This is a genomic window from Xanthomonas sp. NCPPB 3959, from assembly GCF_056675575.1.
Window position 1 is genome coordinate 192,145 of the sequence record NZ_JBWWVR010000001.1, and the last position, 21,160, is coordinate 213,304.

18 protein-coding genes are annotated in these 21,160 nt (G+C 64.0%); 11 read left to right on the forward strand and 7 right to left on the reverse strand.

What is annotated here, in order from left to right; translation table 11 throughout:
• Positions 1-80 precede the first annotated feature (80 nt).
• From infA to trxB, 4 genes are all read right to left on the reverse strand, one after another.
• Positions 81-299, reverse strand: a complete 219-nt coding sequence (infA, locus tag AC1KVG_RS00770; protein WP_002813418.1) for a translation initiation factor IF-1 — start codon at positions 297-299, stop codon at positions 81-83.
• Positions 300-379: 80 nt separating this feature from the next.
• Positions 380-1,129, reverse strand: a complete 750-nt coding sequence (gene aat, locus AC1KVG_RS00775; protein ID WP_481093183.1) for a leucyl/phenylalanyl-tRNA--protein transferase — start codon at positions 1,127-1,129, stop codon at positions 380-382.
• 192 nt (positions 1,130-1,321) lie between these two features.
• Complete coding sequence (locus AC1KVG_RS00780; protein ID WP_481093184.1) at positions 1,322-2,440, reverse strand: GNAT family N-acetyltransferase; 1,119 nt, start codon at positions 2,438-2,440, stop codon at positions 1,322-1,324.
• Positions 2,441-2,497: 57 nt separating this feature from the next.
• Positions 2,498-3,466, reverse strand: coding sequence for a thioredoxin-disulfide reductase (gene trxB / locus AC1KVG_RS00785; protein WP_233380508.1), 969 nt, complete (start codon positions 3,464-3,466; stop codon positions 2,498-2,500).
• 282 nt (positions 3,467-3,748) lie between these two features.
• Between trxB and AC1KVG_RS00790 the strand changes: the two genes are divergently transcribed.
• The 5 genes from AC1KVG_RS00790 to crcB all read left to right on the forward strand — a co-directional run bounded on the left by AC1KVG_RS00790 (position 3,749) and on the right by crcB (position 11,222).
• Positions 3,749-6,106, forward strand: coding sequence for a DNA translocase FtsK (locus AC1KVG_RS00790; protein WP_481093185.1), 2,358 nt, complete (start codon positions 3,749-3,751; stop codon positions 6,104-6,106).
• Positions 6,107-6,388: 282 nt separating this feature from the next.
• Complete coding sequence (locus tag AC1KVG_RS00795; protein ID WP_481093186.1) at positions 6,389-8,314, forward strand: DUF3857 domain-containing transglutaminase family protein; 1,926 nt, start codon at positions 6,389-6,391, stop codon at positions 8,312-8,314.
• A 64-nt stretch (positions 8,315-8,378) separates the two neighbouring features.
• Positions 8,379-9,050, forward strand: coding sequence for an outer membrane lipoprotein periplasmic chaperone LolA (gene lolA, locus AC1KVG_RS00800; protein ID WP_481093187.1), 672 nt, complete (start codon positions 8,379-8,381; stop codon positions 9,048-9,050).
• Positions 9,051-9,209: 159 nt separating this feature from the next.
• Complete coding sequence (locus AC1KVG_RS00805; RefSeq protein ID WP_481093443.1) at positions 9,210-10,499, forward strand: replication-associated recombination protein A; 1,290 nt, start codon at positions 9,210-9,212, stop codon at positions 10,497-10,499.
• Between the two features lie 321 nt (positions 10,500-10,820).
• Complete coding sequence (gene crcB / locus AC1KVG_RS00810) at positions 10,821-11,222, forward strand: fluoride efflux transporter CrcB (RefSeq protein WP_268211629.1); 402 nt, start codon at positions 10,821-10,823, stop codon at positions 11,220-11,222.
• Between the two features lie 98 nt (positions 11,223-11,320).
• Here crcB and AC1KVG_RS00815 read toward each other — a convergent pair whose 3' ends face one another.
• The 3 genes from AC1KVG_RS00815 to AC1KVG_RS00825 form a co-directional block, all read right to left on the reverse strand.
• Positions 11,321-12,526: an acetyl-CoA C-acyltransferase gene (locus AC1KVG_RS00815; RefSeq protein ID WP_023903984.1), complete on the reverse strand. Its 1,206-nt coding sequence runs from the start codon at positions 12,524-12,526 to the stop codon at positions 11,321-11,323.
• Between the two features lie 162 nt (positions 12,527-12,688).
• Complete coding sequence (locus AC1KVG_RS00820) at positions 12,689-15,061, reverse strand: 3-hydroxyacyl-CoA dehydrogenase/enoyl-CoA hydratase family protein (protein ID WP_481093188.1); 2,373 nt, start codon at positions 15,059-15,061, stop codon at positions 12,689-12,691.
• Positions 15,062-15,086: 25 nt separating this feature from the next.
• Entirely contained in the window at positions 15,087-15,719 is a 633-nt protein-coding gene (locus AC1KVG_RS00825; protein ID WP_006448733.1) for a TetR/AcrR family transcriptional regulator, read from the reverse strand.
• A 219-nt stretch (positions 15,720-15,938) separates the two neighbouring features.
• Here AC1KVG_RS00825 and ndk point away from each other — a divergent pair, with 219 nt between their 5' ends.
• The 6 genes from ndk to bamB all read left to right on the forward strand — a co-directional run bounded on the left by ndk (position 15,939) and on the right by bamB (position 21,155).
• On the forward strand, positions 15,939-16,364 hold the full coding sequence (ndk, locus tag AC1KVG_RS00830) for a nucleoside-diphosphate kinase (protein WP_006448732.1): 426 nt from the start codon (positions 15,939-15,941) through the stop codon (positions 16,362-16,364).
• A gap of 18 nt (positions 16,365-16,382) precedes the next feature.
• Complete coding sequence (gene rlmN / locus AC1KVG_RS00835; protein WP_023903986.1) at positions 16,383-17,588, forward strand: dual-specificity RNA methyltransferase RlmN; 1,206 nt, start codon at positions 16,383-16,385, stop codon at positions 17,586-17,588.
• A gap of 10 nt (positions 17,589-17,598) precedes the next feature.
• Entirely contained in the window at positions 17,599-18,372 is a 774-nt protein-coding gene (locus tag AC1KVG_RS00840; RefSeq protein ID WP_043889214.1) for a tetratricopeptide repeat protein, read from the forward strand.
• A complete protein-coding gene (locus AC1KVG_RS00845; RefSeq protein ID WP_481093189.1) occupies positions 18,369-19,229 on the forward strand; it encodes a RodZ domain-containing protein in 861 nt (286 codons plus the stop codon). Before AC1KVG_RS00840 ends, AC1KVG_RS00845 begins: the two co-directional genes overlap by 4 nt.
• A 70-nt stretch (positions 19,230-19,299) precedes the next feature.
• Positions 19,300-19,938, forward strand: coding sequence for a YfgM family protein (locus tag AC1KVG_RS00850; protein ID WP_023903989.1), 639 nt, complete (start codon positions 19,300-19,302; stop codon positions 19,936-19,938).
• Positions 19,938-21,155 (forward strand): outer membrane protein assembly factor BamB, encoded by a 1,218-nt coding sequence (gene bamB, locus AC1KVG_RS00855; RefSeq protein ID WP_074057500.1) that lies wholly within the window; start codon positions 19,938-19,940, stop codon positions 21,153-21,155. The genes AC1KVG_RS00850 and bamB overlap by 1 nt, the downstream gene beginning before the upstream one ends.
• The last annotated feature ends 5 nt before the right edge of the window (positions 21,156-21,160 follow it).

A 21,160-nucleotide genomic window follows, 5' to 3' on the forward strand; every position in this document is an offset into this window, starting at 1 on the left:
TCGCGCTCGTCTCCGCCACACAAATCGCAGGCACGACAAAAAGCGGCCAATGGCCGCCTTGCGTCTCACACCAGAACCGCTTACTTCATGCGGTAGGTAATACGACCCTTGGTCAGGTCGTAGGGAGTCATCTCAACTTTGACCCGGTCGCCGGTCAGGATGCGGATGTAGTTCTTGCGCATACGGCCGGAGATATGGGCGATGATTTCATGCCCGTTTTCCAGCTTGACCCGGAACGTGGTGTTGGGGAGCGTCTCGCTGACGCTGCCTTCGAATTCAATGGAGTCGTCTTTCGACATGTAATCCTGTGCAATCACGGCTGGCCCGGAAGGGCCGTAAGGGACAGCATTTTACGCTCCATCTCCCCCCGGTGCAAATTTTATGTTAAGCGGACTTCAGCGAGCGCGCTGGCAAGCCGCTCGCCGTAGCGTTCGGACCAGTTGCCGGGTAGCGCAAGTTGGGCGACCTGCAGCCGCACCTGCTGCAGGAACTGCGCGCGTGGCAGGCGCTGCGCGCCGAGGCGCATCAGGTGCGGGTTTTCCACCTGCGCATCGATCAGCGGCCATCCGCAGCCATGCAGATACTCAGCGAGTGCTGCCAGCGCCACCTTCGAGCCGCCGCTTTCGGCACTGAACATGCTTTCGCCGAAAAACATCTGGCCGATCGCCACGCCGTAGATGCCGCCAATCAAGCGCGCACCATCGAACACTTCCAGCGAGTGCGCGTGGCCCAGGCGGTGCAGTTCGATGTAGGCCTGCTGCATCGGCGTGGTGATCCAGGTGCCGTGCTGGCCTGCGCGCGGTACCGATGCGCAAGCGTCGATCACCTGCGCAAAGGCAGTGTCGGCACGCACGGTCCAGGTGCTGCTGCGCAGTTCGCGCCGAAAGCGCGAGGACAGATGCACGGCATCGGTACGAAAGACCGTGCGCGGATCCGGGCTCCACCACAGGATCGGTTGGTCGTCAGAGAACCACGGGAATACGCCGTGCGCGTACGCATTGAGCAACCGCTGCGGCGACAGATCGCCGCCGAGTGCGAGCAAGCCGTCCGGCTCGCGCAAGGCGTGTTCGACGGGCGGAAACGGCGCGGCAGAATCGGCGTCAAGCAGGTAGGGGAGGGGGCGCGACATGCGGGGAGTTTAGAGCCTGCCATGCGGTTCGCACTGAGGACGGCTGTCAATCGGCTGCACTTACCTGACGACATCGTCGTGTGTTGTCAGCGACTCTCAGCCGAAGAGCGCAGTGCGCTCTCGCAGCCATCAAGTACGCATGACGACTGCGTCCGCCGCGACGCGTCAGGCGAGCGGGTCAACCGCGCGGCATTAATCACGGAATGGGCTGTGCTCGAACAGCTCACGCGCATGTTGGGCGACAGCCTCGCGCTCATCCGCGCACCATTGCGCCAGCGGTTCGCGAAAGGCAGGGTCGGCGATCCAGTGGCGGCTACGCACCAGCGTCGGCAAAAAGCCCCGCGCGATCTTGTGTTGGCCCTGAGCGCCTGGCTCGAACCGGCTCAGGCCTTCGCGCAGGCAGTATTCGATGCCCTGGTAATAGCAGGTTTCGAAGTGCAGCCCCGGTAGCGCTTCGCCGCCCCAGTAGCGTCCGTAGAGCGTGTCGTGGCCGCGCAGGCACAGCGCGCCGGCAATTGGGTGTCCGTCCAGTTCGGCCAGAAACATCACCAGTTGACGTGGCAGGTGCCGGGCCAGGTGTCGCAGGAATTCCGGCGTCAAAGCCGGCGAGTTGCCGTATTCGTTGAAGGTCTTGAGGTAGAAGCCATACATCGCGTCAAGATCGGCAGCGCTGGCCTCGTCGCCGTGCACCACACGCAACTGCACGCCGGCGCGCTGCACCTTGGCACGCTCCTGGCGGATGTTCTTGCGCCGCTTGTGATCCATCGCTGCCAGGAAGCTTTCGAAATCGCTCCAGCCGCTGGCGTTGTGCCAGTGGTATTGCAGATCGTTGCGCTCCAGCCAGTCGGCATCGAACGCGGCGTCTTCGTCGACTGGGTAGAAATTCACGTGGGCCGACGACAGACCGCTGCGCTCCACCAGTTCACGCATCGCCGCGAGCAGCTGCGGCCGCCATTGCGCCGCGCCAAGCAGGCGCGGGCCGGTCACCGGCGAGTAGGGCACGCCGCACAGCCACTTGGGGAAGTACTCCTGCCCGTAGCGCGCATACGCATGTGCCCAGGCGTGATCGAACACGAACTCGCCATGCGAGTTGTTCTTCAAATATCCCGGTGCAGCGGCAACCAGCGTGTCGCCGTCCCACAACGTCAGGTGCAACGGGTTCCAGCCCCAATCCGGGCGTAGGCAGCCCTCGCGTTCGAGACCTTGCAGGAAGGCGTAGGACACGAAGGGATGCGTGCCGTCGTGCAGCGCATCCCAGGCGCCGGCCGGAAGCTCGTCCAGCCGGCGGCACCAGCGGGCGGTCACGCTCATGCGTGCGGCCCGTGGGGAGCGAGGCTGCCCGCACGGCGCGGCCGGCGGTCAGCCACCTCAGGCGCTCTTGTCGAGATAACGCTCGGCATCCAGCGCGGCCATGCAGCCGAAGCCGGCCGAGGTGATCGCCTGGCGGTAGTGCTGGTCGGCCACGTCGCCGGCAGCGAACACGCCGCTGACCGAGGTCTCGGTCGCCGCGCCGTTCAGGCCGGAGCGGATTTCCAGGTAGCCGTTGTTCATCGCCAGCTGGCCGTCGAACAGCTGCGTGTTGGGGTGATGGCCGATGGCGACGAAAAAGCCGTGTGCCACGATCTCGCGGGTGCTGCCGTCGAGGGTGGACTTGACCCGCACGCCCGTGACGCCGGCATCGTTGCCCAGCACTTCGTCGATGGCGTGGTGCCAGACGGTTTCGATCTTGCCCGCGGCAACCTTGGCGAACAGCTTGTCCTGCATGATCTTTTCGGCGCGCAAGGTGTCGCGGCGGTGCACAAGGTAGACCTTGCGGGCGATGTTGGACAGGTACAGCGCTTCTTCGACTGCGGTATTGCCGCCGCCGACCACCACCACGTCCTGGTCCTTGTAGAAGAACCCGTCGCAGGTGGCGCAGGCGGAGACGCCGCGGCCCTTGAAGGCTTCTTCGCTGGGGATGCCCAGGTACTTGGCGGTGGCACCGGTGGCGATCACCAGCGCGTCGCAGGTGTACTCGGCGCCGTCGCCGCTCAGCCGGAACGGGCGCTGCGAGAGATCGGCGGTGTGGATGTGATCGAAGATCACCTCGGTCTCGAAGCGCTCTGCATGTGCCTGCATGCGGCTCATCAGGTCCGGGCCCATCAGGCCATGGGGGTCGCCCGGCCAGTTGTCGACCTCGGTGGTGGTCATCAGCTGGCCGCCCTGCTGCAGGCCGGTGATCACCACCGGCTTAAGGTTGGCGCGCGCGGCATAGACCGCGGCGGTCCAGCCGGCCGGGCCGGAGCCCAGGATCAGCAGGCGGGAATGCTTGGCGGGACTGGCAGATGAGGCGCTCATGTATACTCGCGATCTAGGAAAAGGCAGGGCTGGCGCATGAATTCGCGCCCCTGTGGCGGCATAGAGTGGCGGTCCCCACCCGGTGAATCAAGGCGGCGCGATGGAACTGCATGAACCGCAGATGGCATGGTCCACCCAGTACGCGTAGTCGACGCCGCCTTGTGCGGCGTTTTTCGTTGACTGGCTGGTGCCAAGGCAAGCAGTGAAGTTCAACAGCTGAAACTGTGGCGTCAGTCGTTTATTATCAATCACTAACAGCATATTTCTAAGGTCTGGCTACAGGTGGCAAAGCAGGTTCCCGAACGCAGTAAGCCCGCAGAGGGCAAACCGTCCTCGCGCAAGACGGCGGTGGCGGACAATCCGCGTCGGCAGAAGCTCTGGCGCGATCTGGCATTGATCGCGGTGGCGCCGTTGCTGCTGTATCTGCTGGCCAGCCTGTTCACCTATTCGGCGGCCGATCCGGGCTGGTCGCAGACCGGCAGCGTGGTCGCGCCGGTACACAACATGGGCGGCCGGGTCGGTGCCTGGACCGCCGACGTGCTGCTGCAGCTATTCGGTTATGTGGCCTTTCTGCTGCCGGTGGTGCTGGGCGCGGTGGCCTGGATCGCCTTGTTCGGCATGGACAAGGAAGGGCAGGCCGAGGCCGATCTGGGGCCGGCGCTGCGCCTGGTCGGCATGGTGGGGTTCCTGATTTCTTCGACCGGCTTCCTGCATCTGCGCCTGTTCACCGGTGATGTGGCCGGTGCCGGCGGCATCCTGGGGCGGTTGGTCAGCAATTCGCTGAGCGCCGGGTTCGGTGCGCTGGGTGCGAACCTGTTCGTGATGGTGCTGTTGCTGGTGTCGATCACGCTGGCCACGGGGTTGTCGTGGTTTGCGCTGATGGAACGTATCGGTAAGGGCGTGCTGGCGTTGGGGCCGCTGATGCAGCGCAAGACCCACCAAGCCACCGAGTGGCAGCAGACCCGCGTGATGCGCGAAGAGCGCGAGGAAGTGCGCAAGGTCGATGCGGTCAAGCAGGCCAAGCGCGAGCCGGTCAAGATCGAGCCGCCGCCGGCACCGGTGGTGGAAAAGAGCGAGCGCGCCAAGCGCGACACCCAGATTCCGATGTTCCAGGGCGTGAGCACCGATGGCTCCGATCTGCCGCCGCTTGCCCTGCTGGACGACCCCAAGCCGCAGGCCAAGGGCTATTCGGAAGAGACGCTGGAGACGCTGTCGCGGCAGATCGAATTCAAGCTCAAGGACTTCCGCATCGAGGCGCAGGTGGTCGGGGCCTATCCGGGTCCGGTGATCACGCGCTTCGAGATCGAGCCGGCGCCGGGCATCAAGGTTAGCCAGATCAGCTCGCTGGACAAGGACATCGCGCGCGGGTTGTCGGTCAAGTCGGTGCGCGTGGTGGATGTGATTCCGGGCAAGTCGGTGGTGGGCCTGGAGATCCCCAACGTCACCCGCGAGATGATCTTCCTGTCCGAGCTGCTGCGCTCCAAGGAATACGACAAGTCGGCCAGCCCGCTGACGCTGGCCCTGGGCAAGGACATCGCCGGGCGCCCGACGGTGGCCGATCTGGCGCGCATGCCGCACTTGCTGGTGGCCGGTACCACCGGTTCGGGCAAGTCGGTGGCGGTCAATGCAATGGTGCTGAGCCTGCTGTTCAAGGCCTCGCACAAGGAACTGCGGATGCTGATGATCGACCCGAAGATGCTCGAACTGAGCGTCTATCAGGGCATCCCGCATCTGCTGGCGCCGGTGGTCACCGACATGAAGGAGGCCGCCAACGGCCTACGTTGGTGCGTGGCCGAGATGGAACGCCGCTACAAGCTGATGAGCGCGGTGGGCGTGCGCAACCTGGCCGGCTTCAACAAGAAGATCAAGGACGCCATCGACGCCGGCCAGCCGATGATGGACCCGCTGTTCAAGCCCAATCCCGAATTGGGCGAGGCGCCGCGGCCGCTGGAGTCGCTGCCGTTCATCGTGATCTTCATCGACGAATTTGCCGACATGATGATGATCGTCGGCAAGAAAGTCGAAGAGCTGATCGCGCGTCTGGCGCAGAAGGCGCGTGCGGCTGGTATCCATCTGATTCTGGCCACGCAGCGGCCGTCGGTGGACGTCATCACCGGCTTGATCAAGGCCAATATTCCAACCCGTGTGGCGTTCCAGGTCAGTTCCAAGATCGATTCGCGCACCATCCTGGATCAGTCCGGGGCCGAGGCGTTGCTGGGCAACGGCGACATGCTGTACCTGCCGCCGGGCACGGCGCTACCGGACCGCGTGCATGGCGCCTTCGTCAGTGACGAAGAAGTACATCGTGTGGTCGAGCATCTCAAGGCGAGCGGGCCGGTGTCCTACGTCGAAGGCGTGCTGGACGAAGTGCAGACCATGGGCGACGGCACCGTGGTGGGTGCGACCGGCCTGCCCGAAAGCAGCGGCGGTGGCGGCGACGAATCCGATCCGTTGTACGACGAGGCCTTGCGCATCGTCACCGAAACCCGGCGCGCCTCGATCTCCGGCGTGCAGCGACGCTTGAAGATCGGCTACAACCGCGCCGCGCGTTTGATCGAAGCGATGGAAGCGGCCGGCGTGGTCAGCCAGCCCGAGCACAATGGCGACCGTACCGTGCTGGCACCGCCGCCGCCCAAGTAATCGGCAACCGGCAACGCGGCGCGTGTCGGCTTACGCATGGCGCCGCGTTCCGGGCTTAGGGGCGGCTAACAAGCCGTGGCGAGAGGCTGCGTCCCGCAATCGGCGAGGACACCGCACCAGACAGGTTGCTGCCTGGTTTTGTCGGCCGCTCTTATCCGGATTGCGTGCGCGTATCCGCAGACACATGGATGCGGCGATGTTGGAGGCCGGTGCCTGACGCTGCGGCGCACACCGGCTACCCTGTTGAGCAAGGGCCGCTCCGGCCCGTCGTGATCGAGACCCATGCTGCGTCGTCCTGTGTTGCTGCTTCTGCTGCTGATCTCATTGCCGCTGCTGGCTCAGGCCCAGCAGCAGGCCGCGCCTGCCGCCGCTGCGGCACGCACGCAGGCCGACACCAACTACAGTTTCGTGCGCTATCGCGCCGACTACGAAGTACGTGCCGACGCCAGCAGCGTGGAAACCGACGAATACGAGATCCTGCTCAAGACCAAATCGGCAGTGGAGCAGTTCAGCCAGGTGCGGCTGAGCTATAGCGAGAAGATGGAAACCCTGGAGGTGCTGCAGGCCTATACCGTCACCGCCGAAGGACTGCGCCAGGACGTAGCCGCCGACAAGATCTATACCCAGGAAAGCTATTCCAGCGCGGCGGCAGCGATGTACGCCGACCGCAAGGTCAAGGTGGTGGTGTTCCCGAATCTGGCGCCGGGTGCGCGCATCGTCTATCGCGTGCGGCGTGCGCAGAACACCCCGTACTTCCCCGGTTATTTCAGCCTGTGGGAAACCTTCAGCGTGTTCGCGCAATACGACGATGCAGTGGTCACGCTGGTGGCGCCGAAGGCCTTGCCGATGCATTTATCGGTGCGCGGGCTGCAGGGCGGCACCAAGCCGCTGGTGCGCGGCGATCAGGCGCGCTGGGAATGGCGCTATCAGCGTGCCACGCCGATGAAGAACCAGAACTGGAGCGCAGCGACCTGGGAGTTCAGCCCGACCTTGATGGCCAGCACCTTCGACAGCTGGTCGCAGATGGGCCTGGCCTACCACGTCAAAGGCGGCCGCGCTGCTGCGGTGACGCCAGCGATCCAGTCGCTGGCCGATGAGGTGACCCGCAGCATCGACGACCCGCGTGCGCAGGCGGCGGCGTTGTACGCCTGGGTAGCGCGCAATATCCGCTACGTGGCGGTGTACCTGGGCAACGGCGGGCTGGAGCCCAACAGCGCCGACAGCATCCTGGCCAACCACTATGGCGACTGCAAGGATCACACCGTGATCCTGGAAGCCTTGCTGGCCTCCAAGGGCATCGCCAGTACGCCGGTGCTGATCGGCGCCGAGGGCGGGCCCACGTTGCCGCCGATTCCGGTGCTTGGTCGTTTCAACCATGCGATCACCTATATCCCGGCGTTCGATCTCTACGTGGATTCGACCAACCCCTACGCGCGCTTCGGCCAGCTGCCGGCCGGCGATCTCGGCGCGCCGGTGGTGCATACGCTGGACGGCAAGGTCACGCACACCCCGCCCAATGACCGCAAGGTCAATCGCTACGTCGCGCGCACCGAGTATCGCTTCACCCCGCAAGGCGGCCTGCAAGGCATGACCATGCTGGATAGCGGGCAGACCGGCGAGGTGGGCTTGCGTGCGATGTTCGTGCAACTCAACGCGCAGAACCGCAATCGCATCGAAGAATCGATCATTGCCCAGTCCGGCTTCGACGGCACCGGCGATCTGCTGATCCAGGGCGACCCGCTGGATCTGGATGCGCCATTCAATTACCGCTACACGTTCCAGGCCAACGATGCGGTGGATTTTTCGGTGGTCGGCGGCATGACCTTGCCCGATATGCCCGGTGCCGAATCGACACGCGGGATCTATACGACCACCTCTGCCGAAGACAATCTGACGCCGTTCTACTGCAACGACAGCGTGCGCGAAGAAACCTATGTGGTGAGCTTCCCCGCGACGGTGCCGATCATCGCGATCCCGCGCAGCAGCACCTTTCGCAATGCCGCCGGCGAGTACGCGGTCGAGTGGACGCGCCAGGGGCAGACGGTAACTGCGGTGCATCGGCTGCAGCGTGCCGCAGTGCGTGGGCCGCAGGCGCTGTGTCAGCCGCAGGATTACCGCGCATTCCGCGAACTCTACCAACAGGTGCGGCGCGGGTTTCGCGGGCAGATCGTGTATGGCGATCTGTCCAGGGTGCAGACGGCGCAGTGAGATGGATTGGTTTGTCGCAACCGCGATCCGAGCGCGGCAGGCGATAGCGCTCGCCCATTCATCTATGAAGTATCAGAATCCACGCATTCCCTCTTGGAAGACCGCGATGCATCGCCAGCTCCGTTATGCCGTCCTCGCCACCGCCCTGTTCGCCAGCACCGCATTTGCCGGTGCACGTCAGGAGCTGGATACGTTCACGCGCGGCCTCAAAGGGCTGGACGGGCAGTTCAGCCAGCAGGTCTCCGATGCCAATGGCCGAGTCAAGGAAAGCTCGAGTGGGCGGGTGGCATTGTCGGCGCCGCGCCAGTTCCGTTGGGAATACGCCAAGCCCTACAAGCAGCTGATCGTTGCCGACGGCAAGAAGGTGTGGGTGTTCGACCCGGACCTGGAGCAGGTCACCGTGCGCGCGCAGGGCAGCGAAGAACAGAACAGCCCCTTGGTCGCCTTGATCGATCCGGCACGGCTGGACAAGCAATACGACGTCAGCGAAGAAGCCGCGCCGCGTGATGGGCTGCAGTGGTTGTCGCTGACGCCCAAGGTGGATACCGAAGCCAGCTTCCAGATGGCCTCGCTGGGATTTGGCAAGGAAGGTCTGGCCAAGATGGAAGTGGTGGACGCGGTCGGCCAGCGCACCGCCATCAGCTTCAGCGGCTGGAAGCGCAATCCTGCCTTCGCTGCAGACACCTTTCGCTATACGCCTGGCAAGGGTGTGGACGTGGTCGGCGACGCGCAGTAAGCCCTCGCTAGACGCATCCGCACTGACAACGGCCTTCTTCGCAGAAGGCCGTTTGCTTACGCGATACAATGACGCGTGGCACGAACCAAGCTCCCCATCGCTCCCGAAGCCGATCTGCTCAGCGTAGACGGCGAGCATCTGCGCCCGCTGGCCGAGCGCATGCGTCCGCGCACCCTCGACGAGATGGTCGGGCAGAAACGCCTGCTGGCACCCGACAGCGCATTGCGACGCGCGGTGGAATCCGGTCGCGTGCATTCGATGATCCTGTGGGGGCCGCCCGGTTGCGGCAAAACCACCTTGGCGCTGCTGCTGGCGCATTACTCGGATGCCGAATTCAAGGCGATCTCGGCGGTCTTGTCGGGATTGCCGGAAGTGCGCCAGGTATTGGCCGAGGCCGCGCAGCGCTTTGCCAGCGGCCGCCGCACGGTGTTGTTCGTCGATGAGGTGCATCGCTTCAACAAAGCGCAACAGGACGCGTTTTTGCCGCATATCGAGCGCGGCACGATCCTGTTCGTCGGTGCGACCACCGAAAATCCATCCTTCGAATTGAACTCCGCATTGCTATCGCGTTGCCGCGTACATGTGCTGGAAGGCGTCTCGCCGCAGGACATTGTCGAGGCCTTGCAGCGGGCCTTGCATGATTCGGAGCGCGGGCTGGGGCAGGAGACCATCCAGGTCAGCGATGCCTCGCTGCTGGAAATCGCCAGCGCGGCCGACGGCGATGTGCGCCGTGCATTGACGCTGCTGGAGATCGCTGCGGAACTGGCGACGGGCGAGGGCGGCGAGATCACCCCGCAGACGCTGCTGCAGGTGCTGGCCGACCGCACCCGTCGCTTCGACAAGAACGGCGAGCAGTTCTACGACCAGATCTCGGCGCTGCACAAATCGGTGCGTAGTTCCAATCCCGATGCCGCGCTGTACTGGCTGACCCGCATGCTCGATGGCGGCTGCGACCCGGCGTATCTGGCGCGGCGGCTGACCCGCATGGCGATCGAGGATATCGGCCTGGCCGACCCGCGCGCGCAGAGCATGGCACTGGAAGCCTGGGACATCTACGAGCGTCTGGGCAGCCCGGAAGGCGAGTTGGCGTTCGCGCAACTGGTGCTGTATCTGGCCAGCACCGCCAAGTCCAATGCCGGCTACGCGGCCTTCAATCAGGCCAAGGCCGAAGTGCGCGTCACCGGCACCCAAGAGGTGCCGCTGCATCTGCGCAATGCGCCGACCAAGCTGATGAAGACGCTCGGTTACGGGCAGGATTATCAGTACGACCACGACGCCGAAGGCGGCATTGCGCTGGATCAGACCGGCTTCCCCGATGCGATGGGCGAGCGGGTCTTTTACAACCCGGTGCCGCGCGGGCTGGAGATCAAGCTCAAGGAAAAGCTCGATCGTTTGCGCGCGGCGCGCGAGCAGGCGCGTGCCGACAAGGCCCGCAAGCCGGCGGGATAAGCGGTGACAACGCTGGATAGCATCGCGCCCTGGAACTGCACGCCGTCTGGACTAGGGGGATGTGTTTACTAACCCTGCCGGCACGGCATTCTGTGCCCGGCGAGTGTTTATCGACTTGAAGCCAGCGAGAAAACGAACGCGTGGCCACTGAGCGGACGCGGCCGATGCTCGGTACGGCGTCACCACTCGTACAATCCTGCTTGAGCGCGCCGTTTGATGACCCGATGCGAGCTCGCCACGTTTTATTCGCAACTAGCTTTCAGGAATGACAATGCACGACACGCACTTGCAGACGCAGCCAATCCATTGCGGAAAGCGCGCATGAGCGCTCCGGTGTGGTGGCAGCAATTGCTGCTGGCGATGACCGGCGGTGCGCTCGGATCGGGCCTGCGCTTTGCCATTGGCGCGTCCTTGCTGCAGCGCTTCGGCACAGGATTTCCATGGGGCACCCTGACCGTGAACCTGGTCGGTTCGTTCGTCGCCGGTGTGCTGCTGGTGTGGCTTGATGCGCGCGGGCCATCGAGCTGGCCGCTGCGGGCCTTGTTGATCGTCGGTGTGATCGGCGGGCTGACCACGTTCTCGTCGTTGATGATGGAATGCCTGGTGTTTGCGCGCACCGATCGCTCCGCGATGATCGGCGTGTATCTGGCAATCACGCTGGTGGCCGGCTTGGCCTTGGTGTTTTTGGGTGCACGCACCGGTCAATGGTTGGTGGCGCGCTGAAAGTAAAAGAGGGCGTGCTTTCGCACACCCTCTCGATCACTGCATATCGATGTAAAGCGAGATCGTGACAACATCCCGATCGCGCGCCAGGCAGCGGCTTACAGCGCTTCGATAATGCCCGCCGCGCCCATGCCGGTGCCGATGCACATGGTGACCATGCCGTATTTCTGCTGCCGGCGACGCAGGCCGTGCACCAGCGTTGCGGCACGGATCGCGCCAGTCGCGCCCAGCGGGTGGCCCAGAGCGATCGCGCCGCCCAGCGGGTTGACCTTGGACGGATCCAGTTCGCTGTCGCGGATCACCGCCAATGCCTGCGCGGCAAAGGCTTCGTTGAGCTCGATCCAGTCGATCTGGTCCTTGGTCAGGCCGGCCTGCTTGAGCGCCTTGGGAATCGCCGCGATCGGGCCAATGCCCATCACTTCCGGACGCACGCCGGCCACCGAGAAGCTGACAAAACGGGCTAGCGGGGTCAGGCCGTAATCCTTGATCGCCTGCTCCGACGCCAGCAGCACCGCACCGGCGCCGTCGCTCATCTGCGAGGAGTTGCCGGCGGTGACGCTGCCGCCGAACTGGCCGTTACGGAACACCGGGCGCAGCTTGGCCAGGCCTTCGAGCGAGCTGTCCGGGCGCGGGCCTTCGTCGGTGTCGACCAGGCGCTTGCGCAGCGCGATGACATTGCCTTGCAGGTCAGGCTGGTGCGAGAGAATTTCGTACGGAGTGATCTCATCGCGGAACTCGCCAGCGGCGATCGCAGCGATGGCTTTTTGATGCGAAGCGAGCGCAAACGCGTCCTGATCCTCGCGCGAGACCTTCCATTCCTCGGCGACCTTCTCGGCGGTGATGCCCATGCCATAGGCGATGGCGACATGGTCGTCGGCGAACACGTTCGGCGACATCGCGACCTTGTTGCCCATCATCGGCACCATCGACATCGACTCGGTGCCGCCGGCCAGCATCAGGTCGGCATTGCCCAGACGAATCTGGTCGGCCGCCATCGCCACGGCCTGGATGCCGGACGAACAGAAGCGGTTGATGGTCTGGCCGGCCACGGTGTTGGGCAGGCCGGCCAGCAGCACGCCGATGCGCGCCACGTTCATGCCTTGCTCGCCCTCGGGCATGGCGCAGCCGATGATGGCGTCGTCGATCCGCGACAGATCGATGCCCGGCGCCTGCGCCACCACCGCGCGCAATACGTGCGCCAGCATGTCGTCGGGACGGGTATTGCGGAACACGCCCTTCGGCGCCTTGCCGACCGGCGTACGGGTGGCGGCAACGATGTAGGCTTCTTGAATCTGCTTGCTCATGGCTATCTCCGATAGCCGGGATTGGGGATTCGATATTCGGGATTCGTCAAAGCGAATTCCGGTGTCCGAATGGTCCTGCCCGGCGGATGAATTTGGTGGAAGCGAGAATGTCAGAGGGCAGGGGAGCCGCAGTTACGAATCCCCAATCCCGAATCCCGAATCTCAGTTCCTCAGCGGCTTGCCCGTCTTGAGCATGTGCCCAATCCGCGCCTGGGTCTTTTCCTGCTGGGCCAGTTCGACGAAGTGCTTGCGCTCCAGCTTGAGCAGCCATTCTTCGTCGACCAGCGCGCCGCGATCCACTTCGCCGCCGCACATGACCGTGGCGATGCGGGTGGCGATTTCGTAGTCGTATTCGCTGATGAAGCGGCCTTCCAGCATGTTGACCAGCAGCATCTTGAAGGTGGCGATGCCGACGTCGCCGGCGACCTGGATGCGGCGTGCCGGCAGCGGCGCCCGGTAGCCGCCTTCGGCCAGTGCGCGCGCTTCGGCCTTGGCGATGTGCAGCGCTTCGAAGCTGTTGAACACGATCTTGTCGGTGGCGCGCAGCAGGCCCAGTTCCTGGGCATTGACCGCAGAGTTGGAGACTTTGGCCATCGCGATGGTTTCGAAGGTCTTCTTCAGCTCGGCGAACACATCGCCACCCGGGCCGGCGGCAATCGATGCGCGCACGGCGATTTCCTTCAAGCCACCACCGGCCGGCAGCAGGCCGACGCCGGCCTCGACCAGGCCGATGTAGCTTTCCAGCGAGGCCACGGTCTTGGCGCTATGCATCTGGAACTCGCAACCGCCGCCCAGCGCCAGGCCGCGCACGGCCGAAATCACCGGGACCTGCGCGTACTTGATGCGCTGGCTGGTGGCCTGGAAATTGGCGACCAGCGCTTCGAACGCATCGACCTTGCCGGCCTGCAGCAGACCCAATGCACCGGCCAGATCGGCACCGGCGGAGAAGGGTTCCTTCTGCTGCCAGATCACCAGCCCGGCGAAGTCTTTCTCGGCGCGGCCCACCACTTCCTGCAACCCGTTGAGCACGTGATCGGAGACGGTATTCATCTTGGTCTTGAAGCTGACCACGGCGATATCGTCGCCGTCATGCCACATGCGCACGCCGTCGTTTTCAAACACCATCTCGCCCGGGGAGAACTGCTCGCCCAGCAGCGGATCCGGGAAGCGCTGACGCTTGTACACCGGCAGTGCCGAGCGCGGCAGCTTGGCATCGCGCGCCGGGCTGTACGAGCCTTCGGCCGCATGCACGCCATCGCGGCCGTCGAACACCCAGTTCGGCAACGGTGCGCTGCTCATGCTTTTGCCGTTCGAGATGTCTTCGGCAATCCACTGCGCCACCTGCTTCCAGCCGGCGGCCTGCCAGGTTTCGAACGGGCCAAGCGACCAGCCGTAGCCCCAGCGGATCGCCAGATCCACGTCGCGCGCGGTTTCGGCGATGTCGGCCAGATGGAAGGCGCTGTAGTGGAACAGATCGCGGAAGCTGGCCCACAGGAACTGTGCCTGCGGGTGCTGGCTTTCGCGCAACCTGGCGAACTTTTCGGCCGGGTTCTTGATCTTGAGGATCTCGATCACTTCCGGTGCGGCAGTGCGATCAGCGGCGCGGTAATCCTGCTTCTGCAGGTCCAGCACCACGATGTCCTTGCCGACCTTGCGGAAGATGCCGGCGCCGACCTTCTGGCCGAGCGCGCCCTTGGCGATCAGCGCGTCGAGCCACTTCGGCGACTTGAAATACGGGTGCCACGGATCCTCGGGCAGGGTGTCGCCCATGGTTTTGATCACGTGCGCCATGGTGTCCAGGCCGACCACGTCCGAGGTGCGGTAGGTCGCCGACTTCGGGCGGCCGACCAGCGGGCCAGTCAGGCCGTCCACTTCATCGAAACCCAGGCCGAATTCCTGCGTGTGATGGATGGTGGCCAGGATCGAGAACACGCCGATGCGGTTGCCGATGAAGTTCGGCGTGTCCTTGGCATACACCACGCCCTTGCCAAGCGTGGTGACCAGGAAGCTTTCCAGCCCTTCCAGCACCGCCTTGTCAGTGCCCTTGGCCGGAATCAGCTCGGCCAGATGCATGTAACGCGGCGGGTTGAAGAAGTGCACGCCGCAGAAGCGGTGGCGCAATTGCTCGGGCAGCACGTCGGAGAGCTTGTTGATGCCCAGACCGGAGGTGTTGGACGCCAGCACCGCATGCTCGGCCACGAACGGCGCGATCTTCTTGTACAGGTCCTGCTTCCAGTCCATGCGCTCGGCGATCGCCTCGATGATCAGATCGCAATCGCGCAGCTGTTCGAGACCACTCTCGTAGTTGGCCGGCGTGATCGCCTCGGCCAGGGATTTGCTGGCCAGCGGGGCAGGGCTGAGCTTGCCGAGGTTGGCGATGGCCTTGAGCACGATGCCGTCGGCCGGACCCTCCTTGGCAGGCAGGTCGAACAGCACGGTGTCGACACCGGCGTTGGTGAGGTGCGCGGCGATCTGCGCGCCCATGACGCCGGCACCGAGCACGGCGGCGCGACGGACTAGCAACGGATTGGACATAGCAATTAGCCTCTTGGTGGAACGTTTACGGTGTGGAATGAGCGCGGAAACCGGGTTCCGCGAAACGAATCAGTTCGCGCGCGGCGCGCGCACGGTGGTCGGCCTCGCTGACGCCGGCCGGGCGCTTGATCAGCCCGAAGTCGGCCATCGCATAGGTCAGCGCACCGGCCAGAAAATCCAGCCGCCAGTACAGCTCTTCCTTGCTCAGGCCCGGCACGCAGGCGGCGATGGCCTTGCCGAATTCGCGCAGCACATGGCCGTAGTGATCGGACAGGAACTTGCGCAGGTTGTCGTTCTTTTCGGCGTAGGCACGTGCGATCACGCGCACGAACGCGCCGCCACTCTGGCGGTCCTGCGCCATCGCCAGGGCAGGCTCGACGAAGGCCGCCAGCACCGCGGTGAGTTCGCCCGGATGCGCACGCTTGGCAGCTTCCAGCTGCTGCAGACGCGCGGTGGTCATCTCGTCCATGCGGCGGCGGAATACCTCGTTGACCAGGTTTTCCTTGGAGCCGAAGTGGTAGTTGACCGCGGCGATATTGACGTCGGCTTGGGTGGTCAGCTGGCGCAGCGAGGTGCCGGCGAAGCCATGCTGTGCGAACAGCTCCTCGGCCGCGCCGAGAATGCGGTCCTTGGTGGAGAAGTGAGCGGGCTTGGGCATGCGCAGGGGTGGAACTCAATCAAACGATTGTTTGAGTCTACGGGCTGGAGACTGCGCCGGTCATGCGGCAATGCAGCACGATTCAGGAGGCGGTGTGCAAAGGTCTTCACTAAGAGATAGAATTGACCATCGCAAAGAAGCCTAAGCCCGCGTTTTGACGCGGGTTTTTTTCATGATAACCTCGGGTCTTCAAGTGGCCCGCCCAACGGAGATCTTCCCATGGCGCTGGAGCGCACCCTGTCCATCATCAAGCCCGATGCCGTCGCCAAGAACGTCATCGGCGAAATCTACAGCCGTTTCGAAAAGGCCGGCCTGAAGATCGTGGCCGCCAAGTACAAGCAGCTGTCGCGTCGCGAAGCCGAAGGCTTCTACGCCGTGCACCGCGAGCGTCCGTTCTTCAATGCGCTGGTCGAGTTCATGATCTCCGGCCCGGTGGTGATCCAGGCGCTGGAAGGCGAGAACGCCGTTGCTGCACACCGTGACCTGCTGGGCGCGACCAATCCCAAGGACGCTGCGCCGGGCACCATCCGCGCCGACTTCGCCGATTCGATCGATGCCAACGCCGCCCACGGCTCGGATTCGGTCGAGAACGCTGCCAACGAAGTCGCGTATTTCTTTGCCGCTACTGAAGTGGTCTCGCGCTGAGGCCGAGAGAGTCGAATCGTGAATGAGGTCGTGATCCCCTCCGTGCTGCAGGACGTCCCTGTCCGTACCCCGGAACTGCGCAAGCAGAACCTGCTCGACCTCGACCGCGAGGGACTGGAGCGCTTCTTCGCCGACACGCTCGGCGAAGCGCGTTACCGTGCCCATCAGGTGATGAAGTGGATTCACCATCGCTACGTCACCGACTTCGACCAGATGACGGACCTCGGCAAGGCGCTGCGTGCGAAATTGCACCAGCACGCCGAGGTCCTCGTCCCGACCGTCGTGTTCGACAAGCCTTCCACCGACGGCACCCACAAGTGGCTGCTGGCCATGGGCACCGATGGCAAGAATGCGATCGAGACGGTGTATATCCCCGACAAGGGCCGTGGCACGCTGTGCGTGTCCTCCCAGGTCGGCTGCGGCTTGAACTGCACCTTCTGTTCGACCGCGACCCAGGGCTTCAACCGCAACCTCACCACCGCCGAGATCGTTGGGCAGGTGTGGGTAGCGGCGCGCCATCTGGGCAACGTGCCGCACCAGCAGCGTCGTCTCACCAATGTGGTGATGATGGGCATGGGCGAGCCGCTGATGAATTTCGACAACGTCGTGCGCGCGATGAGCGTGATGCGCGACGATCTGGGCTACGGCCTTGCCAGCAAGCGGGTGACGCTGTCGACCTCCGGCCTGGTGCCAATGATCGACCGGCTCTCGACCGAAAGCGATGTGTCGCTGGCCGTTTCGCTGCATGCCGCCAACGACGCGCTGCGCGAGAGCCTGGTGCCACTGAACAAGAAGTACCCGATCGCCGAGCTGATGGAGTCGTGCGCGCGCTATCTGCGCGGCAACAAGAAGCGCGATTCGGTCACCTTCGAATACACCTTGATGAAGGGCATCAACGATCAGCCGGAGCATGCGCGTCAGCTGGCCCGCTTGATGCGTCAGTTCGACAATGCGGTGCAGTCAAAGGATGCGGGCAAGGTCAACCTGATTCCGTTCAATCCGTTCCCGGGCACGCGCTACGAGCGTTCTGGCGAGACGGAGATCCGGGCTTTCCAGAAGATCCTGCTCGACGCGCAGGTGCTGACGATGGTTCGCCGCACGCGTGGCGACGATATCGACGCCGCGTGCGGACAGCTCAAGGGGCAGGTCATGGACCGTACCCGTCGCCAGGCAGATTTCCTGCGCACACTGGAAGGCCAGGCCGATCGCGATGCGGCAGCGTGATCTCGCGTTAATGGCGGCTGTGGCGATCGCGCTTGGCGCAGTCGGCTGCGGTGGTCGTAATGCCAAGGCCGGGAGTGTGGAACAGGTAGCGCCGAGTTACGATTTCCGTGACAGCGCAGCAACGCGTGATCGGATTGCATTGGAGCAAAGACTTGGTCTTGCGAACAATCGCCTGCAAAGTGGTAACTATGCCGCCGCCGAACAGTTGGTGCGTGAGGTTCTAAAAAAAACGCCCAATTCGGTTGATGCGTTGATGTTTCTGGGTGTGATTCAGCAGGGGCAGGGTAATCCGGCAGCAGGTGAGACGTATCGCCGTACCGCTGAACTCGCGCCCCAACGTGGCGATGTGTTGAACAATTATGGTGCTTGGCTGTGTGCGAACGGCCAGGCACTGGAGTCTCTGGCCTGGTTTGATCGTGCGCTGCAGGATTCTAACTACCCACCGGCACCGGCTTTGGCTAATGCGGGTGGATGCGCGCTGCAGTCTGGGCAATCGGAGCGCGCTGTACGCGATCTCCGTAAAGCGTTAGAACTGGATCCGGTCAGCGCATATGCGCTCGAATCAATGGCGCGCTACGAGGCCGGGCGAAAGACCTATTTCGAAGCCCGTGCGTTTATCGAAAGACGTCTTGCGGCTGCACCGGTCACTGCTTCCGTGTTACAACTCGCCATTCAGATTGAGCAAGGGCTCGGCGACAAGGTAGCCGCCGGCCGTTACCACCAGCGGTTGGTCAAGGAATTCCCTGACGCAGCGACCGCCAACCCCGGGGCCAATGCATTGTGATCAATGATTCCCATCCGAACCCTTTCGAGCAGGAAAAGGGCTGCGGACAGCATTTGCGCGAAGCGCGCGAAGCAGCAGGTCTGAGCGTGGAAGATGTCGCCGGCAAGCTGCGCATGCCGGCACACGTGGTGCGTTCGTTGGAGCAGGAAGAGTGGCAGCGTCTGGGCGCGCCGGTCTTCGTGCGCGGCCAGCTGCGCAGTTATGCGCGTCTGCTGCATGTGGACCTGGAGCCGCTGTTGCTGCAGGCAACCATTGCGCCGGTCGAACCGGTCACCCTGGTCAGCCATACGCATACCCCGCGTGCGCGCCGCATTCTCGAAAGCACCGCGCGCAAGGCGATGTATGTCGTCATCACCGGTGTGTTTGCCGTACCGGTCTGGTATGCGACCCGCTCGCATCTTGATGGCAACGCGCCGAGTACGGTGTCGCTGGACAGCATGCCGGAAGCGGCAAACACCGGCACATCCGCCGCGGGTGCAACGCAGCCGGCCAATGCGCCACGCGAGCAACCCGCGCCGTACATCGCGTCGATGACGCCGGTGCCGCGGGCCACGCCCGACGTGGAGACGCCTACAGCTGCGGCCGCCAGTGGCGGCAGTTTGTCGTTGAGTTTCAGCGGCGACAGCTGGGTGCAGATCCTGTCACCGGATGGCAGCGCGGTCGAAAAAGCGCTGGTGCGTGCCGGCGAACGTCGCAGCTATTCGCCCGGGCAAGTGGGTCGCATCGTGCTGGGCAATGCGTCGGCGGTAGAGGTTCAGCAAGGCGGCAGTATCGTCGATCTGAAACCGTTCCAGCGCGCTAACGTGGCCCGTTTTGCGGTATCCTCCGACGGCTCCGTGGTACCTGCTTCCGAGTGAAGCGGACTGCGGTTTTTCATTTTTCCCTATTGATGTTCCGCGCCTCCGGGACGACGGAGCGAGAGTACGCATGGCGATCGACGATCTGCTGGACGAACACGAACAAGGCGAACGCGTTCGTTCCTGGTTGAGAAAGAATGGCGCGGGTCTGGTGGGCGGCGTGGTGGTTGGCCTGGCCCTGATCCTGGGCTGGCAGTGGTGGCAGAAGCACACCAACACCCAATCGGTGGAAGCCAACACCCGTTACGAGGCGGTGGTGAAGTCGATCCAGGGCAAAGACCTGGACAAGGCCGCCAAAGAGATCGTAGCGCTCGACGACGGCAAGGGCGGTATTTACGCCGAGCTGGCTGCGCTGCGTCTGGCCAAGGCACAGGTGGATGCCGGCAAGCACGCCGAAGCGATCAAGACATTGCGCGACGTGCCCGCCGAAGGCGAGCTCAAGCAGATCGTGCAGCAGCGCCTTGCGCGCGTGCTGACCGAAAGCGGCAAGCCGGACGAAGCGATCAAGCTGCTGGCCGATGCACAGGACCACACCAGTCTGGAGATCCGCGCCGATGCGCTGGTTGTGCAGGGCAAGCCGGATGAAGCGCGTGCGCTCTACGCCAAGGCCCTGACCACGGTGGATGTGGCCTCGCCGCAGCGCCGTTTGCTGGAAACCAAGCTAATGGATGTGGGCGGCAAAGTGCCCAATCCGGCGGAGCCGATTTGATGAAGCAGGTTGATATGTACAAGCGCATTGCATTGATCGCCCTGATGGGCGTGTCGTTGGCGGGTTGCAGCACGGTCAAGGGCTGGTTTGCCGGGAAGGATGCTGCTGCCAAGAAGGCGCAGGAACCTGCCGAACTGGTCAAGTTCGAGCCCTCGGTCAAAGTGGACAAGCTGTGGTCCACCGGCGTCGGCAAGGGCGAGGGCCATATCGGTGTGCGTCAGCGCCCGGCCGTGGCCGATGGCAAGGTGTACGCCTCGGCGATCACCGGTGGCGTGGAGGCATTGGACCTGCAGACCGGCAAGCGCGTGTGGGAATACAAGCCCAAGAAAGAAGAGCGCAACGATCGCAAGTTCAAGCAACGCCTGTCCGGTGGCCCCGGCGTTGGCGAAGGTCTGGTGGTGATCGGTACGCTGTCTGGCGATGTGATTGCGTTGAACCAGGCCGATGGCACGGAAAAGTGGCGTGCCAAAGTACCGAACGAGGTCATCGCTGCACCGGCCATTGCGCAGGGTTTGGTGCTGGTGCGTAGCAACGACGGTCGCGTCAGCGCCTTCGACGCGACGACCGGCGAGCGCCGCTGGTTCCATGCCGAGGAAGGCCCGACCCTGTCGGTGCGCGGCAATGCGCCGATCGTCACCGGCCCGGGTGTGGTGTTCGTCGGCAATGACAGCGGCACCTTGAGTGCGCTGGCGTTGCAGGACGGCCGCCCGTTGTGGGAACAGGCCATCGGCGTGCCGGAAGGCCGTACCGAGCTGGAGCGCATGTCCGACGTGGATGGCGCACCGGTACTCGACGGCACCACGCTGTACGCAACCAGCTTCAAGAACGAAACCCTCGCACTGGAAGGCCCGAGTGGCCGTCCGCTGTGGACGCGCGATCACGGCGGTGCCGGTGGCGTTGGCGTGTCGTCCAGCGTGGTGGTGGTGTCGGATAACGCCGGTTCGGTGTGGGGTCTGGACAAGAGCAGCGGTGCAGCGATGTGGTCGCAGGCTGCGCTTGCACGTCGCTCCCTGACCGGTGTGGCCATCCAGGGCGATTACGCCGTGGTTGGCGATTACAAGGGTTATCTGCACTGGCTGAAACTCAGCGATGGTGCACTGGCCGCGCGCGCTCGCGCTGGACGCGACACGCTGCTGGCGCAGCCGATCGTCGTGGATGGCATTCTGTTGGTACAAAACACCGATGGCGATATCACCGCCTTCCGGTTGGCACAATAAGGACT